We start from the raw sequence: 18,416 nt of genomic DNA, 5'->3' as shown, positions 1-18,416 counted from the left end.
AACAATATTTTCTAAAATTTTACCTCTTGATTTATTAAATCCTGTTTGGATTTCATAAAATCCTGGATCGATACAATAGTACTTCTCATTTGTTGTTAAGATTTTTTTAGTTTTGATTTCTTCTCTTTTGGATTTAATTATAATATATGCGTCTTCAATTTGTTTTAGATAATTGCTGATTGTATTTGTTGAAACAGATTTTCCTTCATGTTTTAAAAAATTTCGAATAGAGTTAACAGAAAAAATTTCACCTGTATTTACTATTATGAATTTAATCAGCCTTTCTAAAAATACAACATCACGAATGTTGTTTCTTGAAATAATGTCTTTCAATACAATTGTTGAAAAAATATCAGTTAAATAATCAATTTTTTCCTCTTCATTGAAATTCAAAGTTCTTGGAAGGCCGCCATATTTCATATATTCATTAAAAATTTTTATTTCATCATTTGAAGTTATTTGCCCATTTTTCATTTTATGATATTCTAAAATTTCATTAAAAGAAAAAGGGAAGATTTCTATTTTAATGTATCTTCCTGAAAGTAGTGTTGCGAGCTCTCCTGATAAAATTTCTGAATTTGAGCCGGTTATATAAATATCAGCATCTAAGTCAATTCTATATGCATTAATGCTTTTTTGCCAATCTTTAATAAGTTGGATTTCATCAAAGAATAAAAAAATTTTGCCTTTAATGTTTTGTGCTTCGTTAAAAATAAATTTATTCAGGTCTTTATATGTTTTAATTTCATCGTACTTTGCAGATTCTAAAGGGAGATATATTATATTGCTATCTTTAATTCCATTTTCTTTAAGTTCATTTATTATTTGCTTTAAGAAATAGGTTTTACCTGATCTTCTAAGGCCGGTGATAACTTTTATCTCTTCTTCATCAATGAATTTGCGAATTTTTTTTAAATAAGTCTCACGAATTATCATAACTATATACTAATTTTATTATTTATTATTATAAATATTTGCTTTTTTAAATTGTATACTGATAATATTTCTAAAAATTATAATAAATTTTCATTATATAATTTAAAATTTAAAATAGTATTTCATGGCGGATTCGTAAGTAAAAATCACTAAACCGTCAATAATAATTAATTTTAAAGTTGAATTTGGAGAGGGCAACCCTGCTATTGATGCTCTACATCAACTATAAACTCATTGACCCACATATATACATGCATCTATTTAGCTTTGATTTTGGATATTTCAATCGTTAATGTGGATATTTCTTTGGAGTTTACAGGTTTTTTGTGCAGGTGATATTCACAACTTATATTACACTTATACTACATATATATTCCTATTGAAGGGGGGATTAATTGAATAATAAAAACATTATTATTGCTCTTTTGGTAATTGTTATAATTGTTCTTGCAGCGGTGATTGGAGTGATGTCAATGCATTCAATTACTGCCAAACATGACTCAAAAATAACAATAACAAGTAATAATACTTTGTATAGTGGAGATAACTTAACATTTAAGCTGACTGATTTGAACAAGACTCCTATTAAAAAGGCCAGCGTTAATGTAACCATCAAGGATAAGGATGGTAAAGTTGTTGTTGATGAAACTTTAAAAACAAATTCTAATGGTAAGGCAAATCTTAAATTGGATTTGGATAATGGTAACTATACTGTTAATGTGACATTTGCCGGAAACGACAATTTCACAGCAAACAGTACCTCTCAAAAGCTGAAAATAGAAGAAAAAGCTGTTGATGAGCCAGTTGAAAGCCAGCAGTCTAGTGAATCATATGCTGAAGAGAGTTCCTCTTCTTCCAGTCAAAATGATTATCGTCCTGCTGTTGATTCAGGTGGAGTAACTCGTGAAGAAGCTGATGAGTTGGGTTGGCAGTATACTCCTGAGCATGGCGGACATTACCACGGTTCCAGAGATGCCTGGGATGAAAAAGCAGGAGTGTATCATGATTGATTTGTAGGGGTGATATTTTATGGAAAGCAAACATATTTTAATTATTCTGGTTATTTTGATTGTTGTTATTGGCGTTGCAGTGGGTGTGATGTTCATGCCGTCATCAAATGCTCATAAGGACTCAAAAATAACAGTAACAAGTAACAAGACTTTATACAAAGGCGATAATTTAACAGTAAAGCTGACTGACTTGAACAAGACTCCTATTAAAAAGGCAAAGGTTAATGTGACTATTACTGATAAGAATGGTAAAGTGGTTGCTAATAAGACCTTAAAAACCAATTCCAAAGGTGCTGCCCATATGAAAGTTGATTTGGGCAAAGGAAAATACACAGTTAATGTGACATTTGCCGGAGATGCAAATTACACTGGAAACAATACAACTCAAAAATTAACAATTAAACAGAAAGAGACAGTTACTGAACAGCCTGTTACTCAGCAGGAAACATCATCGGAAAGCAGTGAACAATCAAGCGATAATGATGTTGTTGGTTCAAGAGATTTTGTGAGCTGGGATTATGCTCCAGGATATCGTATTCAAGAAAAAACCTATGCAAATGGGGATGTTGAAAGAGATATTGAAGGAGGATATCATACTTATTATGACAGCTCAGAACATGTTGAGTATTATACAAATCCGGACGGTTCTTCTGGGTCTATGTATGTGGGTAATTAGTTAAATTACTCACGTGAATTCGTCCAATTATTTAATTTTTGGGTCTGATTTTAATTAATAAAGACTTTGTAGAAATCCTATTTGATTTTTGCAAAATTTTTTTAAAATCTATTTTTATTTTAATTTTTGCTTTAAATTCAATAAAAATAACCTAAATTGTCAAGTATTAAGATTTACACTTGAAATTTCACATAAATTTGAAAAAATAAGTAATATACGTAAAAAATTATATTTCAATCGATGTAGAGTCAAAATAAATTCCTCATTTTGTAGCCTAAAGGAGCCCAAGATTCGACACATGCTGTAATAGTAGCAATAAGAAATATAAAAAAATACAATCCAAAATACAGCCTAGCAGATGGAGTATAGGATATTAAACCCGTCAGAACGAATAAACAAAAGCAAAAAATCAAATACCATTAAAAACACGAGCAAAAAATGGATATTATTGAGTATAAAGCAAAAACACGTTCAAACAAGGAATATATTCAAGAAAAATGAGGATTTCTACAAAGCCAATATTTATTTTGTAATTTTAGTTTTAATGTAAAAATAAAAAGAATGGTACTCTAAAATGTTTGAGTACCGCTTGTCGGACTTAAAGAAACGCTTTTAGTTGTTAAAAGCTTACTATTTGAATCATAGATTTTAATTGTCGCATAATCTGGATAATACAGATATGCATCTGCTGAAGCTATTTCAAGATAACCGTCAGAGTGAACTGTAGCAGGCACCATATTACCATTATTTAAGCTATTTCCGTCTCTTGAATAGAAAATTTGAACAATAACATCTTCACCAGCATGTGAAGTTCCAACATTGATTCTGGCATATGTTTTATCTTCATCGGCACTTCCTGTTGAGAAACTTCCTCCCAAAATTGAAATTGAGGAAGGGCTTGATGATGAAGGTTTTGATGAACTTGTTTGTGAACTGCTGGATTCCTGTGAACTTTGAGATGCCAATTTGTCTTTGTCGGTAATCTGTATTGATTTAAGCATTTTAATCATGGTTTGATCATCATTTCCAATTAAAACAAATTCATATCCGTCAAGTTCTCTAACGATGTAATAAGTATCATGCCCCTGATTGTCTTTAAATACTTTAATATCACCTTCAGTTCTATCTAAACTAACTGCTGAAGGGTGTGACGAACCGGCTATATTTGATATGAGTAGTGAATTAACTTCTTTTGAATATTTTCCTCCATTTTGAAGACCTACAAATCCTCCAAAACCATAATTTGGAATGGAACTGGTTTCAACAAAATTTGACCCTTCAGGTACATCCATCTTAAATATTTCAAAGTCCATTGTCTCAAGAGGCACGTTTCCTTTTAAAAATCCTCCGGCAAAGATTACGCCTACTGCTAATATGATTATAACGGCAACTAATGCAATGATAATAATTTTATTTTTCTCTAATGTTTTTGGTGTGTTTTCTGGAGTTACAATACTTTCCAATGAGTTTCCACAATTTTTACAAAATTTGGAATCGGGATTATTTTCTTCTCCGCAATTAGGGCACTTCATTTTTTCCTCCTATAAAACTTCTATTTTATCAAATAATTTTTCGTCAGATACGAATATTGTAATTGCTTTATTATTCCTAGAATATGAAAAAGCTTCTCCCCCATCAGTAAATTTATTATAGTATCCAGTATAACCATATTTATTATGTATTCCTCCCCCAACATTTGATATAATGCTGTCTGCACTATCTTCTTCGTGTTTTGGAGGTAAAACCCATATTTCAATATATTCATTACCATTGCTCCAACGGTTTGAAACGCCTGGATCATCTGATTTAACCAGTTTTTCAGTTGTAGAATTGAAATTTGCTGGTATTTTATAATTAAATTCATCTACATATACTATTTGGGTTCCAATAGCATAATCCATAATGGATGGCACTATTTGAATTCCAATAATGGATATTATTATAATTAGGGTAATAATTATAGGAATTTTATATTTTTCAATTAAATTTTCATTTTTAACAATTTTTTGTGTGTTTAAATCATGTCCGCAGTTTTCACAAAAGTTTTCACTCTCTTCGGTGTTTGCTCCACAATTGGGACAGGTATTTTTTAGTTTAGTTCCACATTTTTGGCAAAATTCTGAGTCATCATCTAATTTTTCGCCACATTTGGAGCATAATTTTGAAATATTTTCAACTTTTGTTCCGCACTCTTGACAAAACTGAGCATTGTCTTTGATATCTGCACCACAATTTTTACAATAATTTTCCATATAAGGCCTCTGTGTTTAATATTTAATAGTAATGATTTAAATGATTTTACTATCAATATTATAATAATGGTGATAAAATGGAAAAGAAACATAAGATAATTATCATAGTATTAATAATTGCCATTATAGCATTAAGTGCTAGTCTGGCTTTTATATTAAAGAACAATAGTTCAGATGGTGGAGTTCCTAATGGGATGAAAGTCTATGATTTTAATTCAGAATTTACAATGAATGTTCCAAAGGATACAAAGTTTTTAAAATCCTGGAATAATTCTGGTGATCAATTATTTGGTCAAGGTTACACTTATCTTGATAAAAATAATGAATTTTTCGTTGCATATGCGGTTTCTCCTTTAATTACACATGAAGTTGTAAATGCTTTTGTGGAAATTTCTAATTCTTCAGGAAATGCTACAGTTAATGTTGACGGTGATTTGATTATAGTACATAACAAAAAAGCTAATGGTAAAGTTGGTAGCACGGTTGACAAGTCTAATTTTACCGAGACTATTTTGATTCAAAGAGGTCATCAACTTGTTGGTGTTGGAGGAAATGATTTGAATTTTTTAAAAACAATGGTAAATACAATTGAATTTTATGAATAGGTGGTAAAATGAATAACAAATGGATTTTATTATTAATAATAAGTTTTGCATCTCTTTTAGTTATTGGTAGCGTCAGTGCATCCGATTTAACTGTTCGTGATTTTGATAATCATTTTTCAATGAAAACTCCCAAAGGTGTTTCCTTTCAAAAAGAAGAACAACCTAGTAATGATGAAATTGAATCTATAAATATAATTTATTCTAGTGAAAATTTAGCAATGGTGTATATGGATTCACCAGTATTTTCTCAAAATTCTTCTGTAGCTTTTGTTCAACAAATGTTTGAGTCTTCAGTTGCTGATTTGAATGAATGTTATGAAATACAGGATGGAAATGTTGAAATACTTAAACCAAAAACTGTTGATGATACTCATCCCGCTATTGCTGCGGTAAGTACAGGTAGCAAAATGCTATTCATAATGGGTAGTGATTTTGATTCATTAAAGGAAATGGCACATTCTGTTAAGTTTAAATAGTTTTTTTAAATTTTGTGGAATATTTATTGCAAAAATATTTCACATGATTTTCTTATTTAATTTTCACTAAAAAATAAAGTAGAGTAAAATTTATTTACTCTAAACAATTATTTTAATATCGCTTATTTTAATATTGTTTGTGTTTATGGCAGGTTCTTTTTTAAATAAATCTGGATTTAAGCAAGGTTGTGGCTTATGATATGTTGGATAATATCCGTATGATTTACTTGAAGTTTTAGTATTTGATTTCTTTGTTGTAGTTTTTTTGCTACTGCTGCTTGGTGATTCAGATGGAGGATTATATGGGGTGTGATAGTAGTTAGATGTGGATTTCTTTTTAGAGGTTACTTTAAATGTTGATGAGCTTTTAATATAATTAGAATCTCCTTTAAATATTACTTTGCATTTGTATGTTTCAGATTCGTAAACTGATTTTTGTATTTCTCTACCGTTTTTATTGTAATAATAGTAGTATATCCCTCTTGACCCAGGTTTTGGAACTTTAATGATTTTTGTAGCCTTTCCGTTTTTAACTTTTGCTTTATATGATTTACCTCTAATTTTAAAAGTCACAGTTCCTTTTTTAACATGTTTACCCAGGTTATCTTTAACTATTGCTGTGATTTTCACATTTTTATTTTCATATCCACTAACTGATTTTACTTTAACTTTAGTTTTAATTTTATTTACAATTTTTAGGGTTGCAGTACTATTTGCATATAAAATTAGGTCTGGAACAAATTTAACTGTATATTTGTATGTACCTCCTTTTTTAGGAGCTTTAAAATCTTTTAAGGAATTATATTTTTTTCCATTAATTAAAAAATATCCTGAAGGATTAATTTTATCACCTAAACTATCTGTAATAGTGTATTTGATATTTTTAATTTTAGTTCCTGCAATGGTGTTTATTGGATCAATGGTTAATTTTGTTGCAGATATTGTTGCAATGGGGAATGCATTTTTAATTGAAATTGATTTATAGTAACTTGAACTTCCGGGGGTATATTTAATAGTGTAATAATCAAATGCAATGTCTTTTGGATTTAAAATAAATTGGGCATAACCATTTTTCACTGGAGCTGATGTGTCATTTAAATAGAGTTTTCCTCCATTTATTGGATCTCCATTTGAATTAACAACATAGATATTTAGTTTATATTCTTGACCTAATATAGTAATATAATAGTCCTGTGCTACAATTAACGGCTCTTCATACACATTAATGTAAAATTTTTCACTAGAAGTGGCATATCCATTGAGATTTAATTTAGCAGTACCTACATAATGGCCGGGTTTAGTTATTGTTGTTGTAAACTTTGTAGAACTCTTTGATAAAGTATAAGTTTGCCCATTAATGTTTATTGTAATGTTACTTGCATAATATGAATTAGCAGTTATTTTTATATTGACAGAAGCTTGTTTTCCAATATCAACACTTGCATTGGTGATTGTTAAAAAAGATTTGTATTTTATGTTGATATTAAAATAATCAATATCTGCTAGATTATTGTAATGTGTAGCTAATCGATATTGGTGTTTTCCCTCAATTTTTGGTAATTCAATTGTTATTGTAGAATATTTTCCTTTATTATAACTATAGTATGTTTTAGCTGTGTATTTATACCAATTTCCATATCCTTTAGCTAAATAAATTGTAGGATGTGCTCCTTTAATAGTTAAAGTTCCATAATTTTTTTCTTGTGTAGTGTCAATTTCAAAAGTATGGTCAGAAATATAGTCGTATCCAAGTTTATCTTCGGAAGTCAATTGTAATTTATCTGATTCAAAATTATGTGTACAATTTTCTTCAATATTATTTTGCGAGGAATAGTAATCATCCATATCTGTTTTTATTTCTAAATTATTTTCAATATTTTCTTCAGTTTGATATGCTATTGTGGAGGTATTGTTTTCGTTTGCTGATATGAAACTAACTGTTGTAAATAAAATCATTATCAAACTTAAAATCATTATTCCTTTTTTTAAATTGAATTTCATAATGATGACCTTTATATGTTTTGGTGTTATATTTGTTATTAAATTTATTAATAATTATGTTTTTATAGTCTATTATTAGAAGGGCATTTTAATTGTGGATTTGTATTAATGATTGTTCCACAATTTCTACATGTCTTTTATTACTATTCTTTTTTTTTTTAATCATTGCTTGTTTTTAACCTGATTTTACATTAACATTAACGTTTTGGATTTTTGAAGCTGATTTTGATTGGTGTAAATGTTTATATATTATGTAGTTCATATATTATTTACCAATATGTTTTATCATATTAAGGAGAGATTAACAATGAATATTAAAAAAATTTCAATAATATTTACAGTATTGTTATGTTTGTTCATTACAATATCTGCAGTATCTGCCACAAGTGATTTAAATTCAACGAGCCTTCCTGATTCCTCTGAAGAAATTTCTGAGGTTTCAAATACTGTTAAAGAAGTTACAGGTAATTTAGAAAATTCAGTATCTAATATTTCAGATAATTCAAATTCTTCAACTGTTAATGTTGATTCAAATAAAAATTCTAATTCTACAAACTCTCAAACTAACAACCAACCTTCCGTTATCAGTCAAAATCCTGTTAGAAAAATTGCAACCAAAACTGAAGCTGATGCAGTAGCTTTTAGATATAAATCTAATAACTATTTTAAGATAAAAATTGAAGACAGATATGATGATGATATTCCTATTAAAAACGTAAAAATCAAATTAAAGATTTTTACAGGTTCCACAAGTAAAACATACACTGTTAAAACCAATTATAGAGGTATAGCTAAATTCAATACTAAAATTTTAAAGCCTGGATCTCATAAAGTGGTAATTACTTCTGCTGATGAGAGATACAAAATCAATAAAGAGTCTAAAATCCTAATAGGAAAACAATTTTCTGTCATTCTTAAATCAAAGGCCACTAAAGTTTTAAAAACTAAAGATAAAATTGCTCTTAAATATAAAAATGATTTCGATGAAAAAGAAGTGAAAGTTATCTTTAAAAAGAAATCAAAACACACTGTCATTACTAAAGCAATATTCTATTTCAAAAATAAATACAATGGAAAAATTGTAACTGACATAGAAAATTGCAAATTTGATGATGGCCGGTGGGAACTGCCTGATGAGGATTATCCTAATAGGTATGTCCTTCTCAGGGTTAAAATTTTCTATTTAAAAGTTTAAAAAATTTAATTTAATTTTTTAACTTTTTTTTATTTTAGTGATACTTTTGATTTAATCATTGTTTATTTTTAACCGGATTTTTATACCTGAATTTTCACGGGAATATAAAAAGGCTCTTATTCTGCGGTGCAATATTTAAATAAATCTAATTCATAATATAATATTATCTGAGTGGATTTTATGAATATTAAGTTTGTTTTTATAGTAATTTTAATAGTTTTTTTCTCCATATCTGCTGTATCGGCTAATGATGGGAATCAAACTGACGGGGATATGGATTTTAATAAGGAAAATTCTGAATGCTGTTCTTTTGTCATTCAGGAAGAGGATGAAACTGTTTTTGCATTTAGACAGGACTCACCTGTTAACGGCTATGGGGTTACCCTTCACAATGATACTTTGGACGATAAGGAAATGATTGTTCAGGAGATTGATACGCCTGGCTCTCATTTTATCCATGTAATGCTTAGTGAAGACGGATGGTTTGCAAGCCATGGCGGAGACAGCAGAAACATTAGTGACACAAGGACTATCGAGGCGCTTGCCGGAGACATGATTCTCTCCAAAAACTTTTCAAATGACTCATTTGCTCAGATTCAGAATATTTTTAAGAAGTTCAATGTTGGTCATTTCTGCCTCAAGGCACCTGACGGAAGCTACGGAATTGCCTTTGCTCAGAAGTGTATATTTGGAAAGCTGGAGCCTGGAGACTATCTGATTATTCCAAATTATGACACTGGATTTCGTCATGGAAGTTATTATGATTATGGAATCAATCCTGTTGATGCAATTATTGAAATCTGCTCCTTTGAAAATAACGGCTGGAACAGGCGTAATGTTTATTCATATGATTACAAGCCACATGATACCTCAGATGGGCAAAAGTATGGTGTTGATATCTATGTAACAGATGATAACGGACGCAATGTCGGTTTGAACACTTCAAAAATCGTATCCTACTGTTACTTTAACGACAAGTATTTCCCGAAGTCAATCATTCCGGATAATCCGGACAAGCTATATATAACAACCTACATTTTCGAAAATCAGTCAATAGATTCACACATTGAAGTGCTGAACAGTTCAGATAATGTACTTGTCGGAAGCAAAACCCCTGTTCATTACAGAATAAATAATGCTGATGGGGATATGACTGTTGTTTTTACCCTTGATGATGCAGTCGAGTTTGTAAATGCGGAAGTTTCATGGGGTAACTTCACTTATGATTCATCAGCCCATGAGGTGAAATGGGATTTATCTTCGTCTGTGAATTCTCCGGAAATAACTTTAAATGTCCGTCCAAAGACAAAAGGACAATACAGCATACTTTCACACGTTGACGGCAGCAGCGAAATAGTTAACGTAACAGGTTATGCAACAGATTATGGTGTAACTATAAAATCACAGGACGTCAATACTTACAAAACATATTATAAAAGTTTGGATGTTTATCTCAAAGATAATTACGGCGTCCCTTTAGTTGGCGAGAAAGTCTCAATTGAGGTAAATGGGACTGTCTATGAGCGCACAGTTTCACCTAGAGGTTATGCTTCACTTGCCATTACAATGCAGCCTGGAGAATATGACGCTTTGATATCATATGACGGACCTTTCGGCAAGAATCAGACCACTGCAAAAATCACAGTCAAAAAGACACTCTTTTCCAGTGATTTGGAGGAATATTACGGATATGCCACTTTCTTTAATGTAACTGGATTGGATGAAAACGGTACTATTTTAAAAGAATCTTCAGAATTTAACTTTTGTATTGACGGCACTTTAAAAGATGCATCCAGCAATAAGGAGGGCGTATGTGCTTTTAACATCAGCAGTTTGAAACCCGGAAAGCATTCAATTATCTCTTATAATATCAGAACCAATGAAATCGTAAGCAATTCAATATATATTAAAGAGCCGGTCTGCAAACTGAGCATTGAAAAGACCGTAGAGCCTTCAAAAGTCTTTGTTGGAGATACTGTCAAATGGACTATAACCGTCTTCAATAATGGTCCATGTGATGCCCATGAAGTTATGGCAACTGATAAACTGCAGTCAGATTTTGAATTTGTATCATATAATGCCTCCAAAGGGGATTATGATCCTCTAAGCGGAAAATGGAACATAAGCTATCTGGCAAATGGTGAAAATGCAACATTGGACATATACTGCATTGCCCTTAAAGAAGGAAGCTTTACAAATGAGGCAAATGTATCATGCAGGGAAAATAATACGTCTTCAGGATATGCTGTAACAGTTAATGTCGATGAAAATGGCGAAGATATTATTCCTCCTGAGCCTCCAGCTTTTGAACCGCAAAAAACAGCTCCCGTTAATTCTGATTCAAAAAAATCAGAAGAATCTGCTGGAATGCCTGCCTGCGGAAATCCGATAACATGCATTATTGCTGTTTTCATTGTGTTATTCGGCAGTTTTTCAATTCAAAAAAGAAAAAAATAATTTAATTTTTGTTGTGTAGTGAATACACAGCATCTTCTATTTTTTTAAAAAACTCTTAAAATTCCTGGTTACTGTGGCTTTTCTTTAATATTTGTAAAAATATAGCTCAGTATCAGAATAATAACTGTTATTATCACATAAACAGTTAATTCAAATGTTTTTGCATTTAAAAGCAAATGATATACCCCATTAATCCACATTAACAGTAAAAATATCGGCAATATATATTTAAGTGTAAATAACCATGTTTTTCCAACTTTAACTCTGTCATTTTCATTCAGTATCGGAATAACCTCTTCAATGTCATAGAACCATGTAAATATTATGCATTGAACTGCGATTAAAAAGAGAATGCAGAATTCTGTAATGAAACTGTCGACAATGCCCACCAGATAACTGCTGATTCCTGTTGTAAAGACAAGTGAAATTATACATCCCACAACTGACCATACAGTCACCGCTTTTCTACGGGACCAGCTGAGCTTATGGACAGTGGAATTAATCATAGGTTCAAATACTGCAACTGCTGATGAAATTCCGGCAAATAATATTGCTATAAAGAGCAGGGGTGCAATTATACGTCCGAAAAATCCCATAACATTAAAAATCATCGGAAATACAACAAATACAAGTCCTGTACCTTCACTTACAAGCTCAACCATCGGCGTTCCTGAAGTATAGGACATATATCCGAGAATGGAAAATATTCCGAATGAAGTTATTACTTCAAATGCGCAGTTTGCAAAAACCACAATCAGAACGTTGTCCGTTAATTTAGACCCCTCAGGCAGGTAACTTGCATATGTAAGAGAAATTGACTCTCCCATACTCAATGAGAAAATAATCTGTGAAAAGGCAGCAAGCCATATATTAACATTTAAAAGCATCTGCCAGTCCGGATTTAGAAGTGCGCTTATTCCAATACCGGCTCCAGGAAGTGTCACTGCGAAAATGATAATAAACGCCATTATAAAAAAAAGCAGTGGCATTAATATTTTTGAAGCCCTGCCTATTCCTTCATTCAAATCCTTGTGTGAAATGTACCAGACAAAAATCCATACAATCACCATTGCAACGGTTGTCGGAATTATAAAGTTTGCCATATTGGCCAGATTAGAGCTTCCGCCAACATTTCTAACAAAATACAATGCGGAATCCGCTCCCCAGCCGAAATTAATGCTTGACCCGAGATATACTAGATCCCAGCTTACAATAACAAGATAATAAATCAAAACAAAATAAATAATCAGAACCAGCGCCCAGGAGACATACTCCAGCTTGGGATTGATGCCCTTGAGGATATTTGAAAAGGAATCCTTGTGCCTGTATCCTATACCGTATTCAAGTATAAGAAATGGAATTCCCATAATCAGAATTGCAATTAAATATGGAATAAAAAAAGTCCCTCCTCCATGGGAATAGACCACATAGCTGTAACGCCATATATTTCCAAGTCCGACAGCCGCACCAATCATTGATAAAAGAAATGCAACTCTTGAATTCCATTGACTTTGATTATTCATTAATCCCTCACCAGTTATTTCTTTCTTTTAAAAATAATATAAATATGTTGATTTATGTTTAGGTTTGGGATTTTTACAGGGTTAATTTAATATATGATTGTTCTAAAAATATTATTAAGAAATATGGAGGTCAAATCATGTCAGTGTTGTCGGCAGTAGCGGGAATACTTATTGTTATTGCACTAGCAATGACAGTTTTGAGAAATCCAAACCAGGAAAACAAAACTCTCATAACTGTTTTGCTGATTTTGCAGGTAATATTTATAATTTTAAATTTAGTGTGGAAATAATCTATTTGCGGGGGTATTCTATCCCTTAATTTTTCCGCTTAATTTAGTGATACTTTTAGTTTAATCTTTGTTTATTTTTAGGTGTAGTTTACATTAACGGTCGCCTTTTTGATTTCTGGAAGTGATTTTTCAGGGGGATATATATCATAGCTTTTAATCAGGTGATTTTGGAGTTTTGAATCGTTAATGTAAAAAATAAAAAAGAGAGCACTCTCGTGAGTGCTATAATCTTCCGCTCCAATGTGGGATTACAATACACGCTTTGAGCTGATTTTCACGGGTAACGCCCCATTTACAATATAATTTGCTGTTTTCATTAACGCCTATGAAGAATCTGAGCGGATATGATTTAGACGAATAAACAGTTTTGGATCCGACATATACCCTTTGAGTGGTCTTCACTTTCTTTTTAAAGATGGAATAATGATCGTATCCATTTGAATAAGTCTTGCCGTATCCTCCAACATATGTCCAGCCGTTAGTGTAATATTTGGATAGGCTAAATGTATAACTTTCCTGGGTGTCCCAATAGGAAGTATAATCTAAAACCTTAACCTGCTTCCATTTGTAGACGGTTTTTGTAGTGTAAATCTCTTTGGAACTGATGAACTTGTCGGTTTTTCCTGTTTTTAATGTGAAATATTTATAATAACCATTTCTTTTAGCTTCAACCAATTTCAGGTACTTTTTGAATGGAATGTTGATTGAATATGTTCCCCCATAAACTCCTTTTTGCTTAAATGTATAATATTTATTTCCTTTTATAGCATGATTGCTGCTTGATTTGGCACTAAACTTAGATGACTTGAATGTGGCTTTATAGGTATAATATCCATTACCCAATTTGATCTTTTTGGTTGCAATACCATTTTTCACACTTGCAGTATAACTTTTGCCTTTGATTTTAAAGGTTACCTTTCCCTCATTGACATTCTTGCCGTTGCATTTAACTGTGGCCTTTAAGATGATGTCTGAAGTGGTTGTGATTTTAACTGCATGTAATGTAGCTATCTTTTTGTTTACTGTAAAATCAAAAAGTATAGGTTTTGCCTTATAAAAGGAATCCACAATTCCGATTTCGGCCTGATGTTTTCCTTTATCCAATGAACTGGTGGAAATAGCATAGAATGCACCATTATATCCGTCAATGTAGCTGTCAGTAGATTTTGTAGTTCTATTGTCAAATTTACACCTGACCTTTTCAACTAGGGCATCCTCTTTTTCACCATAATTCTCTTTAACATAAATCTTGACTCTTTCGTTAGGTTCATCGTATTTTGCTGTGATTTCACTATTGTATGTGTTGTCATTTGGATTTTCTTGTGAACTTTCACTTAAAAGTGAATCATCAGCAGTTATATTTTCCGATGCCGAAACGGCACTGACTGATACAATTGCTAGAATAACAAGTATAATTAGAAAAATCTTTCTCATTTTAAACCCTCTTGACATTATTTAATTGCTATTATGTAGATTTTTGTATATATTTATTTTTATAATGCCTTAATTATCTGCTTAATATTTTGAGAGTTTTTGTTTATTTTAGTCGTTTTTTACATTAACGTTTAGGTTTTGCATTTTTAAACCTGATTTTTCACGGGGATATATATCATAGGCTTTAATCAGGTGTGATTTTGGAGTTTTGAATCGTTAATGTTAATGTGGAGTTTGAGTCTAGTTTATTTATTGTATTTTGAGTAATTAAATTCAGTATCTCTTCTTAACTTTCTTTTATTTTAATCATGATTTACATTAACGGCAATGATTCTATTATTGGAGTATAATTTCGGTTGAGGATACATATCCTAGAGTTTAAATTCTCTATTTATGACATTTTACTTGTTAATGTGATGTTTTTATTTTAAAATGATTAAATGGGGTTAATTGAATAAATTTAATATAATACTTGTTATAAACTTATTATTAATCAATTTTGATGTTAGCTTGTAATATTGTATGGAGTTGATTAATATTTCTGGTTATAATGAAGATTCTTATGAAAAATCCTTAATTGAATTATTTCAAAATTTAGGATATTCTCACTATTACGGTCCTGAAATTGAAAGAGATTATAAAAATCCTTTGTTTATGGCTGATTTAGAAAATATATATTCAATTAATTCTGATAAAAGCAATTTGGCCATTGAGAATACAATTAATATTATTCAAGATTTTGGTATCGGAAGTTTGGAATATAAAAATGAAAAATTTATGGATTATCTGCAAAATGGTGTATCTGTTAATTATTGGGAAGATGGTGAGGAAAAAGCAACACTAATTAAATTGGTAGATTGGGAAAATATAGAAAATAATACTTTTACTATTATTAACCAATGGACAATTGAAGAAAAAGAAATTAAACGTCCTGACATTGTTGTTTTTCTTAATGGTTTTCCATTAGTAGTTATTGAACTTAAGTCACCTTCTAGAGACGATACTGATGTATCTGAAGCATATAATCAGTTGCATAGGTATATGTATGTTATTCCATCATTATTTAATTACAATGCTTTTTGTGTTATGAGTGACATGGCGGAATCTCGAGCAGGTACAATAACTGCTCCTGAAGATAGGTTTATGGAATGGAAATCTGTGGATGGAAGTTACGAGTCAACAAAATGGGCGGATTTTAATACTTTTTTCAATGGAATATTTGACAAAGTTCGTTTTTTAGATATATTAAAATATTTCACTGTTTATTCTAAAGATACTAAAAACTCTATAAAGATTATGGGTGCATATCATCAGTATTTTGCAGTAAATAAAGCTGTTAAATCAACTTTAAATGCTATTGAAACAAATGGAAAAGCAGGTGTGTTTTGGCATACTCAAGGTAGTGGAAAAAGTTTATCTATGGTATTTTATGTTAAAAAACTCATAAATGAGCTTAATAGTCCTACATTTGTTGTTGTCACTGATAGAAATGATTTGGACCAACAGTTATATGAGCAATTTACAAAATGTGCTGACTTTTTAAGACAAATTCCAATACAAGCAACAAGTAGGAAACATTTAACTGAATTATTAAATAACCACCAAGCCAATGGAATATTTTTTACAACAATGCAAAAATTTGAAGAATCTAGTGATGTTTTAACAGACAGAAAGGATGTTATTGTTATTTCAGATGAAGCTCATAGAAGTCAATATGGTCTTGAAGAAAGAGTAGATCCTAAAACAGGTGAAATTAAAATAGGCGCTGCAAGAAGAATTAGAAATGCACTTCCAAATGCAACATATATTGGTTTTACTGGAACTCCAATTTCTAGAATAGATAAAAGCACTAGGGAAGTATTTGGTGATTATATTGATATTTATGATATGACTCAGTCAGTAGAAGATGGAGCTACAGTTCCATTAAGTTATGAAAGTCGTGTTGCAAAAATACATTTGGATGAGTCAATTTTACAATTAATTGATGAGGAGTATGATAAATTAGCTGAAGAGGCTCAGGATTATGATATTTGGAGAAGCAAACATGAATTAAGTAAAATGGAAAGTTTGCTTGGAGCTCCTGAAATCATTGAAGATATCTGTCAGGACATAATCTATCACTACGAAGAAAATCGTCAATATGAACTTACTGGAAAGGCAATGATTGTTGGTTATTCAAGAGAAATTGCTATAAAAATGTATAAAAAAATATTGGAGCTGCGCCCTGAATGGAATGAGAAAATAAAAGTTGTAATGAGTGGTTCTAATAAAGATCCAAAGGAATGGAATGAAATCATTGGAGATAAATCTTACAAAAAACAATTGGAAAACAAATTTAAGGATGATGATGACCCCATGAAAATAGCAATTGTTGTAGACATGTGGCTTACGGGATTTGATGTGCCATCACTCTCGACAATGTATGTATTCAAACCAATGAAAGGCCATAACCTGATGCAAGCTATTGCCCGTGTAAATAGGGTATTTAAAGGAAAAGAAGGCGGTCTAATTGTTGATTATATTGGTATAGCATCCGCTTTAAGAAAAGCTATGAGTGAATATACTGATAGGGACAACAAAAACTATGGTGAGATGGATGTTGAAAAAGTAGCTTATCCGAAATTCCAGGAAAAACTTGAAATTTGCCGTAATTTGTTCTATGGTTATGATTACTCTAAATTTTTTGGTGATAGTAATTTAGAAAGGTCAAATGTAATAAGTGGGGGAGTTAATTTCTTTGAACATCCCTTAATGGATGAAAAGAAAAAGGAATATATTAAACAATCACTGATGCTTAAACATGCATTATCTTTATGTCGAAGTGTTGCAAAAGAAAAAGAAAGATTTGAAGCAGCATTTTTTGAAGCTGTCAGATCTGTTTTAGTTAAATTGAATTCAGATAAACATTTATCCTTCCATGAAATTAATGAAAGGATTTCTGAATTACTAAAACAATCTATTAAAAGTGAGGGAGTCATTAGTGTAATTGATGTGGCTGATGAAATTTCATTATTTGATCCGGACTTTTTAGATAAAGTTGCTAATATGAGGGAGGAAAATTTGGCAATTAAGATTTTAGAAAAGTTATTGAATGAGCAAGTAAGAGTTTATAAAAAAACTAATTTGGTTAAATCAGAGGAATTCTCTCAGATGCTTAAAGAAACAATGGAAAGATATATTAAAGGAAATATATCTAATGAAGAAGTTATTCAGGAATTAGTTAAGATGGCAGAATTAATTAAAAATGCCCATAATGAAGGTGAAGAATTAGGATTAACCGAAGAAGAATTGGCATTTTATAATGCAATAGCTCTTCCAGAAAATATTCGTGATTTCTATGATGATAAAACACTAGTTTTAATTACTCAGGAATTAACAGAAGCACTGAGAGCCAATAGAACAATTGATTGGCAGAAAAAAGAGTCTGCAAGGGCTAAAATGAGACTTATAGTTAAAAAATTACTTAAAAAATATGATTATCCTCCAAAAGAGATGGCTGGGGCATTAGAAAAAGTTATTGCTCAATGTGAGTTATGGGTAGATGAAGCAGCTTAGGTGATT

General features: G+C 30.9%; 13 protein-coding genes. 7 read left to right on the top strand and 6 right to left on the bottom strand.

What is annotated here, in order from left to right; translation table 11 throughout:
- A partial coding sequence (locus tag QZU75_RS08550; protein ID WP_296883026.1) for an ATP-binding protein occupies window positions 1-936 on the bottom strand: 936 nt, incomplete at its 3' end.
- A gap of 395 nt (window positions 937-1,331) precedes the next feature.
- Here QZU75_RS08550 and QZU75_RS08545 point away from each other — a divergent pair.
- Together QZU75_RS08545 and QZU75_RS08540 are read left to right on the top strand one after the other, a co-directional pair.
- The gene (locus QZU75_RS08545) at window positions 1,332-1,946 is read left to right on the top strand and encodes an Ig-like domain repeat protein (RefSeq protein ID WP_296883024.1); all 615 of its coding nucleotides are present in this window, start codon (window positions 1,332-1,334) and stop codon (window positions 1,944-1,946) included.
- Between the two features lie 19 nt (window positions 1,947-1,965).
- Complete coding sequence (locus QZU75_RS08540) at window positions 1,966-2,622, top strand: hypothetical protein (RefSeq protein ID WP_296883022.1); 657 nt, start codon at window positions 1,966-1,968, stop codon at window positions 2,620-2,622.
- Between the two features lie 569 nt (window positions 2,623-3,191).
- Here the strand turns inward: QZU75_RS08540 and QZU75_RS08535 are convergent.
- Window positions 3,192-4,154 carry a zinc ribbon domain-containing protein gene (locus QZU75_RS08535; protein ID WP_296883020.1) on the bottom strand — a complete coding sequence of 321 codons (963 nt, stop codon included), beginning with the start codon at window positions 4,152-4,154 and terminating at the stop codon, window positions 3,192-3,194.
- Window positions 4,155-4,163: 9 nt separating this feature from the next.
- Window positions 4,164-4,874 carry a zinc ribbon domain-containing protein gene (locus QZU75_RS08530; protein WP_296883018.1) on the bottom strand — a complete coding sequence of 237 codons (711 nt, stop codon included), beginning with the start codon at window positions 4,872-4,874 and terminating at the stop codon, window positions 4,164-4,166.
- A 77-nt stretch (window positions 4,875-4,951) separates the two neighbouring features.
- On the opposite strand from QZU75_RS08530, the gene QZU75_RS08525 reads away from it, so the two are divergent.
- Both QZU75_RS08525 and QZU75_RS08520 read left to right on the top strand, forming a co-directional pair.
- Complete coding sequence (locus QZU75_RS08525; protein ID WP_296883016.1) at window positions 4,952-5,479, top strand: hypothetical protein; 528 nt, start codon at window positions 4,952-4,954, stop codon at window positions 5,477-5,479.
- A gap of 8 nt (window positions 5,480-5,487) precedes the next feature.
- Entirely contained in the window at window positions 5,488-5,955 is a 468-nt protein-coding gene (locus QZU75_RS08520; protein WP_296883015.1) for a hypothetical protein, read from the top strand.
- 99 nt (window positions 5,956-6,054) lie between these two features.
- Here the strand turns inward: QZU75_RS08520 and QZU75_RS08515 are convergent, their stop codons facing one another.
- Window positions 6,055-7,956 carry a hypothetical protein gene (locus QZU75_RS08515; protein WP_296883013.1) on the bottom strand — a complete coding sequence of 634 codons (1,902 nt, stop codon included), beginning with the start codon at window positions 7,954-7,956 and terminating at the stop codon, window positions 6,055-6,057.
- Window positions 7,957-8,263: 307 nt separating this feature from the next.
- Between QZU75_RS08515 and QZU75_RS08510 the strand changes: the two genes are divergently transcribed.
- Complete coding sequence (locus QZU75_RS08510) at window positions 8,264-9,151, top strand: hypothetical protein (RefSeq protein WP_296883012.1); 888 nt, start codon at window positions 8,264-8,266, stop codon at window positions 9,149-9,151.
- Between the two features lie 180 nt (window positions 9,152-9,331).
- Window positions 9,332-11,608, top strand: a complete 2,277-nt coding sequence (locus tag QZU75_RS08505) for a hypothetical protein (protein ID WP_296883010.1) — start codon at window positions 9,332-9,334, stop codon at window positions 11,606-11,608.
- 68 nt (window positions 11,609-11,676) lie between these two features.
- Here the strand turns inward: QZU75_RS08505 and QZU75_RS08500 are convergent, their stop codons facing one another.
- Together QZU75_RS08500 and QZU75_RS08495 are read right to left on the bottom strand one after the other, a co-directional pair.
- Complete coding sequence (locus tag QZU75_RS08500; RefSeq protein ID WP_296883008.1) at window positions 11,677-13,131, bottom strand: sodium-dependent transporter; 1,455 nt, start codon at window positions 13,129-13,131, stop codon at window positions 11,677-11,679.
- A gap of 512 nt (window positions 13,132-13,643) precedes the next feature.
- Window positions 13,644-14,855 (bottom strand): hypothetical protein, encoded by a 1,212-nt coding sequence (locus QZU75_RS08495; RefSeq protein ID WP_296883006.1) that lies wholly within the window; start codon window positions 14,853-14,855, stop codon window positions 13,644-13,646.
- 528 nt (window positions 14,856-15,383) lie between these two features.
- Between QZU75_RS08495 and QZU75_RS08490 the strand changes: the two genes are divergently transcribed.
- Window positions 15,384-18,410, top strand: a complete 3,027-nt coding sequence (locus QZU75_RS08490) for a type I restriction endonuclease subunit R (protein ID WP_296883005.1) — start codon at window positions 15,384-15,386, stop codon at window positions 18,408-18,410.
- Window positions 18,411-18,416 lie beyond the last annotated feature (6 nt).

This window comes from uncultured Methanobrevibacter sp. (assembly GCF_902764455.1).
Classification (GTDB): Archaea; Methanobacteriota; Methanobacteria; order Methanobacteriales; family Methanobacteriaceae; genus Methanocatella.
Note: the sequence above shows the minus strand (reverse complement) of the source record. Positions and strands in the feature narration are given on the sequence as shown.